This is a genomic window from Pseudoxanthomonas mexicana (genome assembly GCF_014397415.1).
GTDB lineage: Bacteria > Pseudomonadota > Gammaproteobacteria > Xanthomonadales > Xanthomonadaceae > Pseudoxanthomonas_A > Pseudoxanthomonas_A mexicana.
The window spans coordinates 235,645-253,635 of the sequence record NZ_CP060731.1; the positions used below are offsets into that span (position 1 = coordinate 235,645).

Genomic DNA, 17,991 nt, shown 5'->3' on the forward strand with positions numbered 1-17,991 from the left:
CCTTACTTGCCTGCGGACGCCGCGACCAGCGCGTCGCGGCGACGCGCGCGCCACAGGCCGTCGCTGGCGAAGATCACCAGGCCGGCCCAGATGGCGGCAAAGCCGACCGCGCGCGTGGCATCGAAGGCTTCCTTGAACACCAGCACGCCGATCAGCAACTGCAGGCTGGGCGCGACGTACTGCAGCAGGCCCACCACGGACAGCGGGATGCGGCGCACACCGTAGGCGAAGCCGATCAGCGGCACCGCACTGACCACGCCGCCGAGGACCAGCAGCAGGTCGTCGCGCCAGCCGTAGCCGTCGATGAAACCGCCGCCGTGGCCGAACTCGCCCCACACGACGTAGGCCAGGCCGGGCAGGAACAGGTACAGGCTTTCCACCCCCAGTCCGGCGACGGCATCCACCGCCACGGTCTTGCGCACCAGACCGTACAGGCCGAACGAGAACGCCAGGCCCAGCGCGATCCACGGCGGCGACCCGGCCTGTACCGTCAGCCACGCCACGCCGGCCAACGCGAACCCCACCGCGATCCATTGCGCGGGCGACAGGCGTTCGCGCAGCACCAGCACGCCCAGCACCACATTGATGAGCGGATTGATGAAGTAGCCCAGGCTGGTTTCCACCACATGCCCGGCGTTCACCGCCCAGATGTACAGGCCCCAGTTGAACGCGATCAGCAGGCTGCTGACACCCAGCAGCGGCACCGCGCGCGGTTGCGCGCGGATCTGTCGCCACCAGGCGAGGCCGTTCTTCAACAGGAGCCAGCCGAGCACCAGCACCGCGCTCCACACGATGCGGTGGGCGATGATGTGGAACGACGGCACCGCCTTGAGCAGGTGCCAGTACAGCGGCACCACGCCCCAGATCAGGAAGGTGCCGACGGTGATCGCCAAGCCTTTGCGGTCGAGCGGTGGGTGGGTCATTTCGACTGCCGCGCGCGCGCCAGCGTGATCACCACCACACCGGCCAGGATCACCGCCATGGCGCCCAGGTCGTGCGCGGTGAAGGTTTCGCCGGCGATGAAAGCACCCAGCGCCACCGCGATGACCGGGTTGACGTAGGCATAGCTGCCGACCAGCACCGGGCGCGCGTGGTGGAGCAACCACACGTAGGCGGTGAACGCGACGATGGAACCGAACACCGCCAGGTAGGCGACCGCCAGCCCGCCTTCCAGCGTCCAGTCCGCCACGTGGAAGCGCTCGCCGTGCAGCAGGCCCGCACCGACCAGCATCACGCCCGCCGCCAGCATCTGCGCCGCGGCCGTCATGAAGGGCGACGGCAGGTCGCGCCCACGCGACCACACCGAGCCGTAGGCCCAGGCGATCGGTGCGATCAGCAACAGCACCAGTCCCACCGGCGAACCGGTCAGCGAGCTGCCCGCATTGAGCCAGACCACACCCGCGAAGCCGACGATGATGCCCAGCCATTCGCCGCGCGTCGGGTGCTGTCCGCGCATGGCGCCGAACAGGCCCATCCACAACGGCATCGACGCCACCGCGACCGCGGCGAGCCCCGACGACACCGTCTGCTCGGCCAGCACCACCATGCCGTTGCCCATCAACAGCAGCAATGCGCCCATCACCAGCAGGTTCTTCCACTGCGCGGGCGTGGGCGCCGCGACGCCGCGCCAGCGCAGGAACAGGAACATCACCAGTCCCGCCGCGACGAAACGGCTGCCCGACACCATCAGCAACGGCGGGAATCCGCCTTCCAGCGCGAAGCGGATGCCGAGATAGGTCGAGCCCCAGACCACGTACACGATGGCCAGGGCGGCAGCGACGGCAAGGCCGCCACGCGCGGGCGCGGCGGCGGAAACGGAGGCGTTCATGGGAAACCGTGGGGGAATGCGGTGTGAGGCAATTCTAGGCCAGACGCGGACCGGCGGCATGTCGAACCCGCCCTCGGCCGTTTGAAACCTTTCCCATCCGACTTGAACAGCATTCAAGTCTTTTGCCGCACGTGCTTTGGTTGACGGGAGTGGCGCCAGGCGCGGCAAGGAGGCTCCCGCCTGCGTGCCGTTCTTCTCCATCGCGCATTGCCACCTCCTGCGCCATCACGACCGACATCGTTCCCGCCGCGAAGGTGGCGGATCAGCCGCGTTCCCGCGCAAGCAACTGCTGCTTGCGCGGCAATCCCCAGCGGTAGCCGCCGAGCGAGCCATCGCCACGGATCACGCGGTGACAGGGGACCACCACGGCGATGCGGTTATGCGCGCAGGCGCTGGCCACCGCGCGCGCGGCGCGCGGGGCGCCCAGCTGCCGCGCCAGGCCGGCATAGCTCACCGTCTCGCCCTCGGGCACTTTCATCAGCGCATCCCACACGCGTTGCTGGAAGCCGGTCCCCAGCAGGTCGACCGGCACGTCCGCCTCGCGACCGGCAAGGCGCTCGGCGACGGCCTGCAGGCGCGGAGCAAGGAAATCGTCACGGCCGGCTTCCACGCGTTCGAGCTGCGCATGCGGGAATTCATCGCGCAGTCGCCGTTCCAGTGCGGTGTCGTCCGCGCCCAGTTCGATCGCGCAGATGCCGCGCTCGGTGGCGGCCACCAGCGTGCGGCCGAGCACGGTGTCGACGAGTGTCCAGCGGATCGCCACGCCGCGGCCACCGGCACGGTAGGTGGCCGGTGTCATGCCGAGTTTCGCCGCTCCCTGCTCGTACAGCCGCGACGGCGAACCGTAGCCGGCATCGTAGAGCGCGGTGGTGACGTCACGGCCTTCGCGCAGGGCCGCCTTCAACGTGCCCAGCTTCTTGCGGGCCAGGTACTCGGCAGGACTCAGGCCGAAGCGCGCGCGAAACCGGCGCTGCAGATGCGAGGCGCTGAGACCGGTGTGCGAAGCCAGGTTCGCCAATGACGGCTCGCCCTCGTCGAGCAGACGGCGCGCCAGATCAAGCGGATCGGCAGCGATGGCGGTCGGGGTGGGCAAGGATCGGCGCGGCATGGTGTCCATGCGCCCAGACTAGGGCGCGCGCGACGGTGGGACTATCCGGATCTTGCGCTTGGAACGAGGAGTGAGTGCGAAGGCGTGAGGAGCGAGCAGGAGCGCATGCTGACGCTCACTCCTCACTCCTCATCGCTCACCACTGCCTCATTCGGCCCAGCGACCGGGGCCGGGCGAATCCGGCAGCACCTGCGCGGACAGCTTGCGGTCCTGGCCGAGGATCTCGATGGCATCGCCCAGGATCGCCGCCGACTCGCGCAGCAGCGGGTCCGGACGCTTGTCGGCCAGTTTCTCGCGCTGCGCGTCCTTCACGATGTCGCGCTCGGAAGCACCCAGGCCGTCATCGGCCAGGTCCTCGGCCAGCGGGTCCAGTGCCAGTCCCAGCGCCTTGCGCTCGGCCTGCCGCTGCTTGCGCTGCGCCTCCTGGCGGTCGCGCTCGGCACGGCGTTCGGCTTCGTTGAGCGAAACGTACTTCTTGGCGGCCTCGGCGCGGAACTGGGCCACGTCTTCCGACCACCACTGGAACTCCTTGTCCTTCGCCGAGCGCGCGGCGTGCAGCGCTTCCAGCCGGGGCAGCAGCGGCGCGAAGTTGCCGTACTGCAGGTGCGGCACGGCGGCGATGCGCGTCCACGGCAAGGCGTTGTCGTAGGTGCTTTCGCCGTACTCGCTGGCGTCCACACTCACCGGGAACGCGATGTCCGGTACCACACCCTTGTGCTGCGTACTGCCGCCGGCCACGCGGAAGAACTGCGCGATGGTCAGCTTCACCGAGCCGAAGCGCGGCGCCTCGTTGGCCGGCCAGCGGTCCAGGTCCACCATGTTCTGCACGGTGCCCTTGCCGAAGCTGGTCTCGCCGATCACCAGGCCGCGTCCGTAATCCTGGATGGCGCCGGCGAAGATCTCCGATGCCGATGCCGACGCGCGGTTGATCAGCACGGCCAGCGGGCCGTCCCACGCCACGCCGGTCTTGCGGTCGCTGTTGACGGTGACGCGGCCGCCGGATTCGCGCACCTGCACCACCGGGCCCTTGTCGATGAACAGGCCGGTCAGCTCCACCGCCTCGTCCAGCGAGCCGCCACCGTTATTGCGCAGGTCCATCACCACGCCATCCACGCCCTGCGCCTTGAACTGCGCGAGCAGCTTGGCGATGTCGCGGGTGGCCGAGTTGAAGTCGTTCGGATTGCGGCGACGGCCCTCGAAGTCCTGGTAGAACGCCGGCAGCTTGATCACGCCGATGCGGCGTGCGGGTTCGCCCGCGCTGGCGGGCAGCGTGATGGTTTCGGCCTTGGCCGCCTGCTCTTCCAGCTTGACCTTCTGCCGGGTGATGGTGACCTGCGCGTGCTTGCCGTCGATGCCGGCTTCCACCGGGATGTACTCGATGCGGACCTGGGTGTCCTTCTTGCCGCGGATCTGCGCCACCACATCGTCGATGCGCCAGCCGATCACGTCGGTCATCGGCCCGGACTTGCCCTGGCCAACGGCAACGATGCGGTCACCGACCTTCAGCTTGCCGCTCAGGTCGGCCGGGCCGCCGGGCACGATCTCGCGGACGGCCACCAGGTCGTCCTGGCGCTGCAGCACCGCACCGATGCCTTCCAGCGACAGCGACATCGACTGGTTGAAGTTCTCGGCGGTGCGCGGGGTGAAGTAATCGGTATGCGGGTCGATCGCGCCGGTATAGGCATTGAGGAAGGTCTGGAAGACATCCTCGGTCTTGAGTTCGTTGATGCTGCGCTGCAGGTTGGCGTAGCGCTTGTCCAGCGTCTTGCGGATGTCGTCGGGCTTCTTGCCGGCCAGCTTCAGGCGCAGCCAGTCGTTCATCACCGACTTCTTCCAGATCGCATCCAGTTCCTTGCCGTCGGCCGCCCACGGCGCATCCTCGCGGTCGTATTCCCAGCGCTGGCTGCCGGTGAAGTCGAAGTCCTGCTTCAGCAGCGCGCGCGCATAGGCCACGCGCTGGCCCACGCGCTGCTTGTAGACGGCGAAGATCTCGTAGGCCGGCGCCAGGTCGCCGCTGCGGATCGCGTCGTCCATCTTCGTCTTGTACGGGGCGAACCGCGCCACGTCGGCGGCGGTGAAGAACTGCTTGCCGCCGTCCAGCGCCTCGAAATAGCGCCTGAAGACCTCCTGCGACAGGGCGTCGTCCAGCGGACGCGGTCGGTAGGCATAGCGGCTGTCCGACAGCAGGCCGTACACCAGCTTCGAGGTGTTGGACTGGTCCGCGTTGGGCGCCACCGCAACCGCGTCGCCGTCACCGCGCGCCAGCAGCGCCAACGGGGTCGACAGGGCCAGGGCCAGCAGCAGGAAGGGGGCTTTCTTCAGTGTCATTGCGTACTCGTGGCCCGGGGGCCCGTCAGGCTGGAACGGATGGCGGATTCGACAGTCCGACAGTGCACAAAGTTGCGCGCCTTGTCATCTGCCTTTCGGCAGCCTAATGGCCGGAACGTAGGAAAAGGTGAACCCTGGCCGTGCCACGACCGGGTCGCTCGGCCCGACGGTACGCCCCGGGGGCGTTCGTCATGGAACGAGGCGTCAGCCCACCTGGCGTGCGGCGTGGGCGGCCTGCGCCGCCTGCTGGTCGGCGTGGTAGGAGGAGCGCACCAGCGGACCCGACGCCACATGGCTGAAGCCCAGCGCCATGCCGTACTCCTCCAGCGCCTTGAACTCCTCTGGCGTCCAATAGCGCAGCACCGGGTGATGGTGCGCCGTGGGCTGCAGGTACTGGCCGATGGTGACCATGTCCACGTCATGCGCGCGCAGGTCGCGCAGCGTGCCCTGCACCTGCTCCATGGTCTCGCCCAAGCCCAGCATGATGCCGCTCTTGGTCGGCAGGTGCGGATGCTGCTGCTTGAAGCGCTGCAGCAGGGTCAGCGACCACTGGTAGTCGGCGCCGGGGCGGACGTTCGGGTACAGGTCCGGCACGGTCTCGATGTTGTGGTTGAAGACGTCCGGCGGATTGACCGCCAGGATCTCCAGTGCGCGGTCCATGCGGCCCTTGCCACGGAAATCCGGGGTCAGGATTTCGATGCGGGTCGCCGGCGAATGCGCGCGGATGGCCGCGATGCAGTCGACGAAATGCTGGGCGCCGCCGTCGCGCAGGTCGTCGCGGTCCACACTGGTCACCACGACGTACTTCAGGCCCATGTCGGCCACGGTGTTGGCCAGGCTCAGGGGCTCGGAGGGGTCCGGCGGCTTGGGGCGCCCATGGGCGACGTCGCAGAACGAGCAGCGACGCGTGCACACCTCGCCCAGGATCATGAAGGTGGCCGTGCCGTGGCCGAAACATTCATGGATGTTCGGGCAGCTGGCTTCTTCGCACACGGTGACCAGACGGTTCTCGCGTAGCTTGGCCTTGAGCTTGGCCACCGAGCCATCGGAGGGAATACGCACCCGGATCCACGACGGCTTGCGCAACACGGGCGCGTCGGCGAACTGGACCGGCGATCGCGCGATCTTGTCGCCCCCCAGCTGTTTTGCGCCTGCCTCGAGCGGGGCGGGCGAGGAACTGACGACCTCAAGGGGGATTACGCGTGCGGGGGTGTCGGCCATAGGCCAATTCTAACGCTTCGCCGGTCGCCTCTGGCCGGCACCTGCCTCCGGGCACGGGAAGGCGACTGGGGCAGAGTCCCCTGAGTCAAGGGGGGCGCGGCGAAGCCGCGGGGGGTGGTGGCGCGGCTCGGGGCCCAAGGTTTGCGCAGCAGAACCTGGATTTTCATTCCTGCGCAGCAGGAATAAAAAAGCCCGCAAAGGCTGGGCCATTTGCGGGCTTGCTCCCTCCCCCACGTCGGGATGCGGGGCCATCGTGAAGGGTGCGTTACGGGTGTTGCACGCTGCACTGCAAAACAAAAACGGCGAATTCAAGGCAGTCTGATGTGATGTCACAAACATGAACGCGAGCGAAATCCTTGCCCCACCAACATGTTACCGATATCAGACCAATTTCTGTGCCGCTCGTCAGAATGCTGATTACGTTCTTCACCGCATTTACCTGAACAGGGATGGCCCAGGTCCTGTGCGGGCCGCTATCTCAGGTAGTGGGGCCTACCGTCGTACCAGGTCTTCGCGCCCACGGGATGGAACCTGCGCTGCGCCCCTCGCATCTCCACCCCCAGGCTCAGCGCGCGCCAGCGGGCGTACAGGTCGCCTTGCCGCTGGGCGCCCTGCAGGCGCAGCCGGGCCAGGACTTCATAGCGATCGTTGACAGCCCGCATCCGGTCCAGCACCAGCACGTCTCCCCGCCAGTGGACACGGCCCCGCACCTGCGCCTGGCCGGCATCGACCAGCTTGTATACCCAGACCGGATACTCCTTCTGCCGCGAGAACAGCGCCAGCAGGAAGCCGACATCGCGCATGGTCACTTCGGCCCCGCCACTGCCACTGACGGGCGAGTCGACATCCAGCCTGGCCCGGTCCAACCGGATCCGCGCCCACCAGCCGCGACGCGACTCGCCGCCCGACTCGGTGAAGCCGATGTTCCCCAGCCGGAGGGTGCTGCCATCGGCAACGAACGCACGCTGCCTCAGGTCGGCACGCCGCAGTTTCAGGTCCAGGTCGATGTCGCCACGCAACTGCAGGCCGGCCATGTGCATGCGCGCACCGCGACCGGCCACGCGCAGGGTGCCGTGGCCCAACTCGCCGGCGGCGTCCAGCGACAGGTCGCCGCTCAGCGTCCCGGCACCCCCATCGAAGCGCATCTGCGCGCTCGGCAGGAAGGCGTTGTAGACGCGCAGGTCGGGCACGCGGGCCCCGGCGAACGTGACGCGCGCTTCCAGCGTGTCGCGCAGCCGCGCGGGATCGCCCGCCGCATTCACCGACAGCCGCAGGTCGCGCCCCTGTACGTAGACCGCGGCCGGCGCCTTCGACGACGCCACCTGGAAGTGCTCCATCACCACCTGCAGGCGCGGTATCAATTGGTCCTGTGCACCGGCATCCAGCTGCAGCTCCGCACGCGCGCGCCCACGCACGCGGTTGCCCATCACCTCGGCGACGGCATCCACGCCCGGCACGGCGATGCGGCTGCCCGCGGCCAAGCGTCCCCCGGCGACCCGCACATCGGCGTGCACGTCGCCCGCGCCATCGAACGACAACCACCCGGCCTGGGCCACCATGTCCGAGAGCCAGCGCAGCGAACTGAAATGCCAGTCGCCCACGACATGGCCCGAAGCGCGCGGCAGCAAGCTGGCGAATCGCTTCAACGGCACGTCGTTGCCGCGCAGGGTGAGGTCGGCGTCCAGCGACATCCGGCCATCGTCCCGGCGCGGCATCGTGGCCTTCACCACGATGTCGCGATCGACCGCCAGCGCCAGGCCCAGCGCATCACGACGCGACGCGCCGGTCGCGTCGTGTCCTCCGAGCGGCATGCTCCACCGCACGCGGCTGCCCGGTGCCAGCCGTCCGCGCGCGAACATCACGTCAAGATCGGCCGTACCGGTACCCGGCACCAGCCTCAACGCCCCCTTTCCGTCGGGACCGATGGTGATATCCACCCCGGAGGTCTTGCCCTTCAGCGCCACCGCCAGTTCCGTCTTCAACAGCTTGTCGATCCCGGCCGCTTCGTCGCGCCGGTGCCGGTCCATGGCGAAGCGCACCTGCGCATCGGCCTCGCGCACCACCTCCGCCCCCGCGTAGGCGAGCCTGGCCTGGCGGAAGCGGACGACGGACGGCATCAGCGCCATCGGCCCGCCCCGCAGTTGCTTGTAGAACCCGACCTGGACGGTGCCATCGCCTTCTAGCACCAAGCCATCGAAATAGGCCCGCCGGACCGACGCGCTGGCGATGCGGTCGAACTGCAATTCCCAGCCGCCCGCGCGGGCCGGCGGCGCGACCAGGTCCCGCTCGACACGCCGCACCCCGCCATGCACCTCGTCCGCCCGCACATCGGACACGTGCAGCCGCCGGGACAGCAGCGGCCACAGCGCGATACGGCCTTCCAGCCGCATCGCCCTCGTTTCCCAGACAAGGCGCCGTGACTGGCCCCGCAGGACGACATCGCGCAGGCTCACGCGCCCGGGCCACCAGGTGCGGCCCGACGACCAGTGCATCTGGAAACGCTCCGGCTTCGCATTCAACGCACGCGCACCCAGCGCCGTATTGAGGAAGGCGTTGCCGGCCATCAGATAGAGCGCGTACGTGGCAGCCAGGACAATCAGTCCCCGTCGCAGCCAGCGCACGCCCGTATTGCGGAGGGAGGTCCATGCCATCCACACAGGATGCCGCATCCGGCGATCCGCACAAGTCGGCGATCCACGCACGGCGACGGCCTTCGACCTCCCGACTGTCACGCCCGCCCTGCAGACCGGCACGCGCCGCGCCACATCGAGATGATGTCCGCCCGTATCGGTCCGGACCTCAGGCGCGCTCCGACTCGGCCGTCTCACCCATGAGGGCGGCGATCGGCCGGGGCTTGCCGAACAGATAGCCCTGCAGCAGCGTGCATCCCAGCCCGCGCAGCATCTCCAGCTGCTCCTGGACCTCCACGCCTTCGGCGACCACGGTCAGCTGCATCGAGCGCGCCAGCTGCACCACCGAGGCGATGATCGACCGCGTCATGTCGCGCGCGCCTTCCTGCAGCAGCGCCGCCGCGAACGACTGGTCCAGCTTGAGGCTGTCGAACGGCAACTCGCGCAGCTGCGCCATCGACGAGTAACCCACGCCGAAATCGTCGATCGCGATGCGCACCCCCGCCGCGCGCAGGCGCTGCAGCATGGCGCGTGCGGCGGCCGGGTCGCGGGCCAGGACGGACTCGGTGATCTCCAGTTCCAGCCGGTCCGCCGGCAGCCCGACGCGTTGCAGGACGTCCATCACCGAGTCCACCAGGGACGGCGATGCCAGCTGTATCGGCGAGACGTTCACGGCCAGGAGGGTGTCCGGCGCCCAGGCCAGCGCATCGCGGCAGGCCCGCTCCAGCACCCACAGGCCGATCGGCACGATCAGTCCCGATTCCTCGGCCACCGGAATGAAGTCCATCGGGGGTATGCGTCCATGCACCGGATGCCGCCAGCGCACCAGCGCCTCGTAGCCGCGCACGCGCAGGTCGTCGGCCGCACGCAGCGGCATGTAGTCCAGCTCCAGCTGACCGGCATGGGCTGCCAGCGCCAGATCGCTGACCAGCGCCAAGCGTTCGCGCAGGCGTTCGCTCATCCGCGGCGAGTACTGGCGGAACATGTCGCGCCCCTCGTTCTTCGCCGCGTACAGCGCATTGTCCGCCTGCCGCATCAACTCGCCGGTTTCCGCCGAATCGACCACCCTCGATACGCCGATGCTGGCACGCACATCGACGCGATAGTCATTGACCCATTCCGGAATCCGCAGCACGTCCAGCAGGTGTTCCAGGCGGGCGCATGCTTCGGCGTCGGCATCCGTTGCCGGCAATCCACGCAGCAGCACCGCGAACTCGTCCCCGCCCAGCCGTGCCAGCAGGTCGCCCGGCCGACACCCCTGCTGCAGGCGCCGCGCGACCGCGCACAGCACCTGGTCGCCCACGGCATGGCCCAGGCTGTCGTTGATCGTCTTGAAGTTGTCCAGGTCGATCATGGCGACCGCATGCGGCCCCTCCCTTTCCACCTCCATGGCGTCGAGGAAGGCCCTTCGGTTGGGCAGCCCCGTCAGCGGATCGTGGTGGGCCAGGTGGTGCAGCTTGCGTTCGCGCACCAACGCCTCCGCCTCCCGCAGCCGGGCATCGGTGACCTCGCACCCCACGCCACGCCACCCGATCCATTCACCCGTGGGCGCATGCAACGGCTTGGCGCTGAGCGACCAGCTGCGCGGCTGCTGGTCCACCATTGCTTCCACCACCACGCCGCTGAACGGCCGCCCGCCGCCCAGGCGCTTCCGCAACGCGGCCGGCCCCACCGCGGCTTCGCCGCCCAGGGCGAGCAGCGCGTGCGGGGCGAACAGCGTGTCCAGTCGCTTGCCCACCAGGTCGGCGTCCAGTCCCAGCATCTGCGCGAGCCGGCTGGCCGGGCGGGTCAGCACCCCGCCGCAGTCGCTTTCCCACAGCCAGTCGTTGGCCTTGCTTTCGAAATCGCGCAACAGCAGGCCGACGATCTGGCGCTGCCGGTCCGCTGCCAGTTCGGCCTCGATGCGGCGGACGAACAGGTGCGAGGCGAACAGCAGGGCCGAAGAGAGCATCACCGCGTAACAGCACAGCAGTGTCACCGTCATGCCCTGGGCCAGGAAATCCAGCCTCGCCACCATCAGGCACGCCGATATCGTCAGGATCGCCAGCCAGGTGAAGGACACCAGCGGCGTGGTGATCCCGACCAATACGCCCGTGGCGATCAGCCCGGGCGTGTAGGCGCTGAGCAGCAGGCGGCTGGCGTCGCTGGCTGCAAGTGGCGCACCCAGGTAGATGCCCGCACCCGCGGCCAAGGCACACAGGGCGCACCAGAACATGGAAGCGTACAGGTCGCCATGTCGCAGTGACTGTTCGCCTTGGCGTTGCTGTCTGCGCGCGCAGCGGACCGCATGCCACCCCCACCCCAGGTGGACAAGCACCAGGCATGCGAGCCAGGCCCACGCGAGCGTGGCGTCGAGGAAGGGCCACATGACCAGCAGCACGCCGCCACCCGTGTAGCAGTTGGAGGCGACATACCAGGGCACGACGCGGAACAGATTGCGCAACTGCCGGTTCAGCAGCAACGCGCGCACATCCTCGCTGGCGTCGGGCAAGGTCCAGCACCGGCGCAGCCGCTCCCATGCCCCCCGCATTGCCCATCTCCTGTCAGGCGCAGCCTCTTAATGCGAGAAAAGTCACGTTAATCAGAGGCTTGCAATGGAGATATTAACCATTGAAGGGCCATGCTTCACAAGCATCGATCGCGCCCGGGGTGCTGGCATTGCCGCGGTGGGGCAAAACGCGGTGAGTCTTCGTTCTTCAAGCCGCCTGTTCCATCCCGGCTCCTCGCGCACGCCGCATGCGCACGGCCGCGGCCAAACGCTCGAGCACCTGACCGCTCGCTTCCCATCCCAGGCAGCCATCGGTGATGCTTTGACCGTAACGAAGGGGCTGGCCGTCGACCAGATCCTGGCGTCCGCCCACCAGGTGGCTTTCCACCATCACGCCGACGATGCGACGCTCCCCCGCCTCGAGTTGTGCCGCGATGTCGTCGATCACCGCGGGCTGGTTGTCGGGATCCTTGCCGCTGTTGGCATGGCTGGCATCGACCATCAGTCGCGCGGGCAGGCCGGCCTTCGCGAGCACCTGGCTCGCCGCCTCGATGCTGGCCGCATCGTAGTTGGGCGTCTTGCCGCCGCGCAGGATCACGTGGCAGTCCGGGTTGCCTGCCGTGGCGGCGATCGCCGAGCGGCCCTCCTTCGTCACCGCCAGGAAATGATGCGGATGCGAGGCCGCACCCACCGCGTCCACGGCGATTTTCACGTTGCCGTCGGTGCCGTTCTTGAAGCCCACCGGGCACGACAGGCCGCTGGCCATCTCGCGGTGCACCTGGCTCTCGGTGGTGCGCGCGCCGATCGCACCCCACGCCACCAGGTCGCTGATGTACTGCGGCGAGATCGTGTCCAGGTATTCGCACCCCGCGGGCAGCCCCACAGCATTGATGTCGCGCAGCAGGCGGCGTGCCGTGCGCAGGCCGCGGTTGATGTCGAAACTGCCGTCCAGCGCGGGATCGTTGATCAGGCCCTTCCATCCCACCGTCGTGCGCGGCTTCTCGAAATAGACGCGCATGACGATCTCCAGTTCATCGGCCAGCGCATCGCGCAACGGCTTCAGTCGCTGCGCGTACTCCATCGCGGATGCGGGATCGTGGATCGAGCACGGACCGATCACCACCACCAGGCGGTCGTCGCGCCCCTCCAGGATGTCGTGCAGCGCGGCGCGCGCTTCGGACACCGTCTGCGAAATCGCATCGTCACACGGCAGTTCGCCAATGATCGCGGCAGGCGTGACCAGTTCATCAAGCTTCCTGATGCGCAGGTCGTCGGTGTGGGGGGCCATCGGGGGGTTCTCCGGAGTCAATAAAAAAGCCGCCAGTTTCGCTGGCGGCTTCAAGGGGATTCTTCTGGTGTCTACCTAGAATGAACGCAGCCCCGCCACCGCCGTGGGATCGCGGTAATACCAAAACCAGAAGCGGGCGCGGGTCGGATTCATTGGGGCGTAGTGATATCACGCCTTTCCCAGGCGCGCGAATGTTTCATCTGCAACGTGCAGCAGCCGATCCAGGATCCAGCATGCACGTCCATGAAACGTCGCTTGCGCGCAGCAGCGCAAGCAACCGCCAGACGGTGGCCGTGGGCGATGCACCCTCCCGTTGGCGAGGTTGTCGCATTCCGCGATGTCACCGGCTCCGGTGCACCATGGCCCTGTCCCGCCGACACCTGCTCGCGGCGCCCGCCGCCCTCGCCACCACGGCCCTGCTGCCCGGCCCGCTGCTCGCTGCCGTGGCCGCGCAAACCCCCACCCTGCCCGACCTGTCCGACTGGGAGGCGGTACGCGCGCAGTTCGCACTTGATCCGGCCTACCTGCACTTCGCCTCGTTCTTCATCGCCAGCCACCCGACGCCGGTGCGCGAAGCGCTCGAGGGCTATCGACGCGCGATGGATGCGAACCCGTTCCTGGTGGTCGAACGGGCGATGTTCGAGGACGACGCGCACAACCTGCCGTTGCAGGTCTGCACCGAGGCAGCGGACTACCTGGGTGGACGCGCCAACGAAGTCTGCCTGACCCGCAGCACCACCGAAGGCCTCGCGCTGGTCTATTACGGGCTGCCGCTGAAGGCCGGCGATGAAGTGCTGACCACTGTCCACGACCATTACTCGCACCACGAATCGATCCGGCTGGCCACTGCACGCGCCGGCGCCACGATGCGCAAGATCGCGCTGTTCGCCTCGTCCGCGGATGCCAGCGTCGACGAGATCGTCGGCAACCTGAAAGCGGCGATACAGCCGGCCACGCGGGTGGTCGGCATCACCTGGGTGCACTCCAGCACCGGCATCCGCCTGCCGATCCGCGAGATCGCCGCGATGCTGCGCGGCCTTCACGACCCGCCGCTGCTGGTCGTCGACGGCGTGCACGGGCTCGGCGCCGCCGATGACACCGTCGCCACGATGGGCGCGGACTATTTCTGCGCCGGCACGCACAAGTGGATGTTCGCGCCGCGCGGCACCGGCCTGGTGTGGGCGAACGCGGCGAACTGGGGCCGCCTGCGGCCGCTGGTGCCCAACTTCACCGAGATCGAGAGCTACAACGCCTGGACCGAAGACCGACCGCCGGCCGGCCCCGCGAACGCGGCGCGGATGATGCCCGGCGGTTTCCACGCCTTCGAACACCAATGGGCGATTGGGGCCGCCTTCCGCATGCACAAGCAGATGCAGCGTCCGCGCGTCGCCGCCCGCATCACCGCGATGAACGACCAGCTCAAGCAAGGCCTGGCCGGCCTGCCGAAGGTGAAGATGCACACGCCCCGCGCGGCGGCGTTGTCGGCGGGACTGGTGGCCTTCGAGATCGATGGCGTGGGACCCAACGACATCGTGAAACAGTTGCTCGCGCGACGCATCGTCGCCAGCACCAGTCCGTACGCCGTCAGCTACGCCCGGCTGGCGCCCAGCCTGGTGAACACGCCCGCCGAAGTCGACGAGGCCCTGCGCGCGGTGCGTGCACTTGCCAGCTGAACACGCCGACACCACCGCATCCGCCAGACGGTGGCCCATGACGCGAGGATTGCGCGTTGGTTCCCCATGCCGGTCGTTGCAAGGCGACCTGCCGTTTCCTTCGCCCCACCGGATCGTCATGCCCCCGAACGACGCTTCTCCCCGCCCGCTGGACGACATGTTCGGCGAGGTCTACCAGGAATTGCGCCGGCTGGCGCACAAGCAGCGCCTTCCGCGAGATGGCGCCACCCTCGACACCACCGCGCTGGTGCATGAGCTGTATCTGCAGATGAGCCACCAGCAACCGCAGTTCACCCACACGCGGCAGTTCTACGCCTACGCGGCTCGCGCCATGCGGCACATGCTGGTCGACCGTGCGCGCGAGCGGGCGCGCATCAAGCATGGCGGCGACCTGCGGCGCACGGACTATCGCGACACGCTTGCCGGCCAGGTGACGATCGACCCGCAGCATGCGCTCGAACTCGATCAGGCGCTGCGGCGCCTGGCGCTGGACGATGCACGCGCCGCCGAAGTGGTGGAACTGCACTACTTCGCCGGGCTGCCGCTCGAGCGTATCGCCGAGCTCTGCGAGCTGAGCGTGCGCACCGTCCACCGCGACTGGCAGTACGCGCGCGCCTTCCTCGGGGCCCAGCTGGCCGCATGAACGCGGCTCCATGTCAGGGTCCGGCCCCAAAAAGCGCTTGATGGCAGACCCATTCCCGCAAGTACCCACCATGCCTTCCCTGCGCCAGTCGTTCGATGCGGTCGTGGACCTGCCCCCCGAGGCACGGCGCGACTGGATGGACCGGCACTGCTCCGACCCGACCGATCGCCACCACCTGGAGGCGCTGCTCGCCGCGCACGCACGCACCGAACCGCTGCTGCTGGACACCCCGGTGGCGGCCGTGATCCATGCGATGAAGGGCGAAGACGCCCACCCGACGCAGGCATGGATCGGCGAGCGCATCGGCGCGTTCCGGCTGATAGCGCCCCTCGGCCAGGGCGGCATGGCGAGCGTGTTCCTCGGCGAACGCGAAGACGTCGACTTCCATCAACGCGTGGCGGTGAAACTGTTGCGGCGCGGCCCGTATTCGGAACTGCAGCAGCAGCTGTTCCGGCGCGAACGGCAGACGCTGGCCGCGCTCGCGCACCCGGCGATCGCGCGCCTGATCGACGGCGGCGTCACCGACGCCGGCGTGCCCTACCTCGTCATGGACCACGTGGATGGGCTGCCGATCACGCGCCATGCGGACGTGCGCGCCCTGGACGTCACCGCGCGCCTGCGGCTGCTGTGCGAAGTCTGCCGCGCAGTGGAGGCGGCGCATCGGCAGCTGGTGGTCCACTGCGACCTCAAGCCGTCCAACATCCTGGTCACGGCCGAAGGCGCGCCCCGTCTGCTGGACTTCGGCGTCGCCCGCCTGCTCGACGCCGCGGGCGATAACGAAGGTGCGGCGGCCATCGGGCTTACCCCCGGCTATGCGGCGCCCGAGCAGTACACCGGCACCGCCGTGACCACAGCCACGGACGTGTACGCGCTGGGCGTGTTGATGCAGGAGTTGCTCAGCGGCGAACGCCCCGGCGATGCCACGCCTGCATCGTCCACGCTGAAGGGCGACCTGGCAGCGATCCTCGCGAAAGCCATCGCGACCGATCCCGCGCAACGTTACGTATCGGCCGGTGACCTGGCCGACGATCTCGAACACCAACTGCGCCACGAACCCGTGCGCGCGCGTACGCCTTCGCCGTTGCATCGCATGCGCCTGTTTGTCCGTCGTCATCGCGGCGGCGTGGCGGTGGCCGCCGTGCTGATGGTCGCCGTGCTCGCCAGCCTGTCGGCGGCGTTGTGGCAGGCGCATACGGCACGCCTGGCCGCCGCCGAGGCGCAGGACCAGGCCTGGCGTGCGCGCCACGAAGCGCAGCGTGCGAATGCCGTGCGCGATCTGTTGGTGCAGCTGTTCGAGAACGAAGTGCCGAAGGGGCCGCGCAGCACGCTGCCGGATACCGCCACGCTGCTCCAGCGTGGTGCCGAGCGCGCACGCACCGACCTGGTCGCGACGCCGGCCCTGCAGGTGGAGATGCTGGTGGTCATCGCGCGCATCTACGATGAGATGTCCCGCTACGACGACGCGCGTCCGCTGCTGGCGAGCGCTGTCGCTACCGCGCGTACCCTGCCCGCGCGCGACCATGCCGCGCTGGGGATGGCGCTCAGCCAGCAGGGACAGCTCGCCTCCAGCGAGAAGGACTACCCGGCGGCACTCGCGCTGTTGAACGAAGCACTCACGGTCCAGCGTGGCGTCGATCCGCAGGGACTTGCCGCGGCGCTGACCTACCATCGCCGCGCGATCGTCCACAGCGAAGTCGACGAGCATCAGGCCGCCATCGCCGACCACCTGACCGCCATCCGGATCCAGCAGGCACGGCTGGCCCCCCGCGATCCGCGCCTGATCCGCAGCTACGGCGCGCTCGGTACCGCCTACACGCGCGCGCACCAGCCCGGCCAGGCGGTGCGTTGGCAACGGCATGCCCTGACGTTGACGCGCGCCGCGTACGGCGACGAGCACCCCGAGACCTCCCGGCGGCTCAGCAACTACGGCATCGCCCTGATGGCTGCGGGCCGGATGTCCGAGGCCGAAGCGCCGCTGCAGGAGGCGGTCGCCATCGCCCGCCGCATCTATCGCGGGCCGAACGCGGACGTGGCCCCGCGCGTACACAACCTAGGCGGCGTCTACCTGGCGCTCGGCCGTCTCGACGAAGCGGAGCCGCTGCTCCGCGAAGCGATCGACATCGAGCATGCGATCGGCCGCGAGCGCGCGCCCGGCATCGGCTTCTCGCTGGCGAAGCTGTCCCGCATCCAGGAGCTGCGCGGCGACCTGGCGGGCGCGCGCACGCTGGCCGATGCGGCGCGCGCGCAACTGGACAAGGTGCTGCCGCCCACCCATGAACAGCGGCTCGATGCCGAGTTGCGTGCCATGCGCCTGCAGCTGGTGGCCGGCTTGCATCGCGACCTGCGCGAGGACGCCATCGATCTGCAGCGGCGGGCCGATGCCCTGAAGGAACCGTATCTGTCGGCGACTGCGCTGTACGTACGCGCGCTGGCGCATGCGCGGCAGGGCGAGGATGCACGCGCCATCGCGATGATCCGGCAGGCGCTACATATCAGCGCACGCCCGCGCTCATTCCCGCACGACCTGATCGCGTGGTACGCCACGCTGGCGCACCTGTACGAACGCACCGGCGACCCTGCGGCCGCCGCGCGCACACGCAGCGAAGGTCTTGCGTTCGCTGACCGCCTGGAGGTCCCCAAGACGCATCCCGCGCGCCGCGCATTGGTAGCGCCCGCAACCGTCACGATGGCCAACGCCCCCTGAACCACCGCGGATTGGCGCGTGTCAGTGAGCATCACCGGAAAGCGCTTGTCTCTATGGACCCACACGCAGAGACCGGACTT

The 17,991-nt window shown here is 68.7% G+C and carries 11 protein-coding genes; 3 read left to right on the top strand and 8 right to left on the bottom strand.

Features of this window, described 5'->3' with window-relative positions; translation table 11 throughout:
- Positions 1–2: 2 nt before the first annotated feature.
- The 8 genes from rarD to IAE60_RS01220 form a co-directional block, all read right to left on the bottom strand.
- A complete protein-coding gene (gene rarD, locus IAE60_RS01185) occupies positions 3–923 on the bottom strand; it encodes an EamA family transporter RarD (protein ID WP_185894305.1) in 921 nt (306 codons plus the stop codon).
- Positions 920–1,828, bottom strand: a complete 909-nt coding sequence (yedA, locus tag IAE60_RS01190) for a drug/metabolite exporter YedA (protein WP_185894306.1) — start codon at positions 1,826–1,828, stop codon at positions 920–922. Before yedA ends, rarD begins: the two co-directional genes overlap by 4 nt.
- Before the next feature lie 262 nt (positions 1,829–2,090).
- Positions 2,091–2,936 carry a methylated-DNA--[protein]-cysteine S-methyltransferase gene (locus IAE60_RS01195; protein ID WP_187573554.1) on the bottom strand — a complete coding sequence of 282 codons (846 nt, stop codon included), beginning with the start codon at positions 2,934–2,936 and terminating at the stop codon, positions 2,091–2,093.
- Positions 2,937–3,083: 147 nt separating this feature from the next.
- Positions 3,084–5,264: a carboxy terminal-processing peptidase gene (locus IAE60_RS01200; protein WP_187573555.1), complete on the bottom strand. Its 2,181-nt coding sequence runs from the start codon at positions 5,262–5,264 to the stop codon at positions 3,084–3,086.
- A 204-nt stretch (positions 5,265–5,468) separates the two neighbouring features.
- Positions 5,469–6,485: a lipoyl synthase gene (gene lipA / locus IAE60_RS01205; RefSeq protein WP_185894309.1), complete on the bottom strand. Its 1,017-nt coding sequence runs from the start codon at positions 6,483–6,485 to the stop codon at positions 5,469–5,471.
- 473 nt (positions 6,486–6,958) lie between these two features.
- Positions 6,959–9,136, bottom strand: coding sequence for a translocation/assembly module TamB domain-containing protein (locus IAE60_RS01210; RefSeq protein ID WP_187573556.1), 2,178 nt, complete (start codon positions 9,134–9,136; stop codon positions 6,959–6,961).
- A 148-nt stretch (positions 9,137–9,284) separates the two neighbouring features.
- The gene (locus IAE60_RS01215; RefSeq protein ID WP_187573557.1) at positions 9,285–11,645 is read right to left on the bottom strand and encodes a putative bifunctional diguanylate cyclase/phosphodiesterase; all 2,361 of its coding nucleotides are present in this window, start codon (positions 11,643–11,645) and stop codon (positions 9,285–9,287) included.
- A gap of 166 nt (positions 11,646–11,811) precedes the next feature.
- Complete coding sequence (locus tag IAE60_RS01220) at positions 11,812–12,891, bottom strand: 3-deoxy-7-phosphoheptulonate synthase (protein ID WP_187574622.1); 1,080 nt, start codon at positions 12,889–12,891, stop codon at positions 11,812–11,814.
- Positions 12,892–13,250: 359 nt separating this feature from the next.
- Here IAE60_RS01220 and IAE60_RS01225 point away from each other — a divergent pair, with 359 nt between their 5' ends.
- The 3 genes from IAE60_RS01225 to IAE60_RS01235 all read left to right on the top strand — a co-directional run bounded on the left by IAE60_RS01225 (position 13,251) and on the right by IAE60_RS01235 (position 17,911).
- Positions 13,251–14,564, top strand: coding sequence for an aminotransferase class V-fold PLP-dependent enzyme (locus tag IAE60_RS01225; protein ID WP_187573558.1), 1,314 nt, complete (start codon positions 13,251–13,253; stop codon positions 14,562–14,564).
- 118 nt (positions 14,565–14,682) lie between these two features.
- Positions 14,683–15,207 carry an ECF-type sigma factor gene (locus tag IAE60_RS01230; RefSeq protein WP_187573559.1) on the top strand — a complete coding sequence of 175 codons (525 nt, stop codon included), beginning with the start codon at positions 14,683–14,685 and terminating at the stop codon, positions 15,205–15,207.
- A 40-nt stretch (positions 15,208–15,247) separates the two neighbouring features.
- A complete protein-coding gene (locus tag IAE60_RS01235) occupies positions 15,248–17,911 on the top strand; it encodes a tetratricopeptide repeat protein (protein WP_187573560.1) in 2,664 nt (887 codons plus the stop codon).
- The last annotated feature ends 80 nt before the right edge of the window (positions 17,912–17,991 follow it).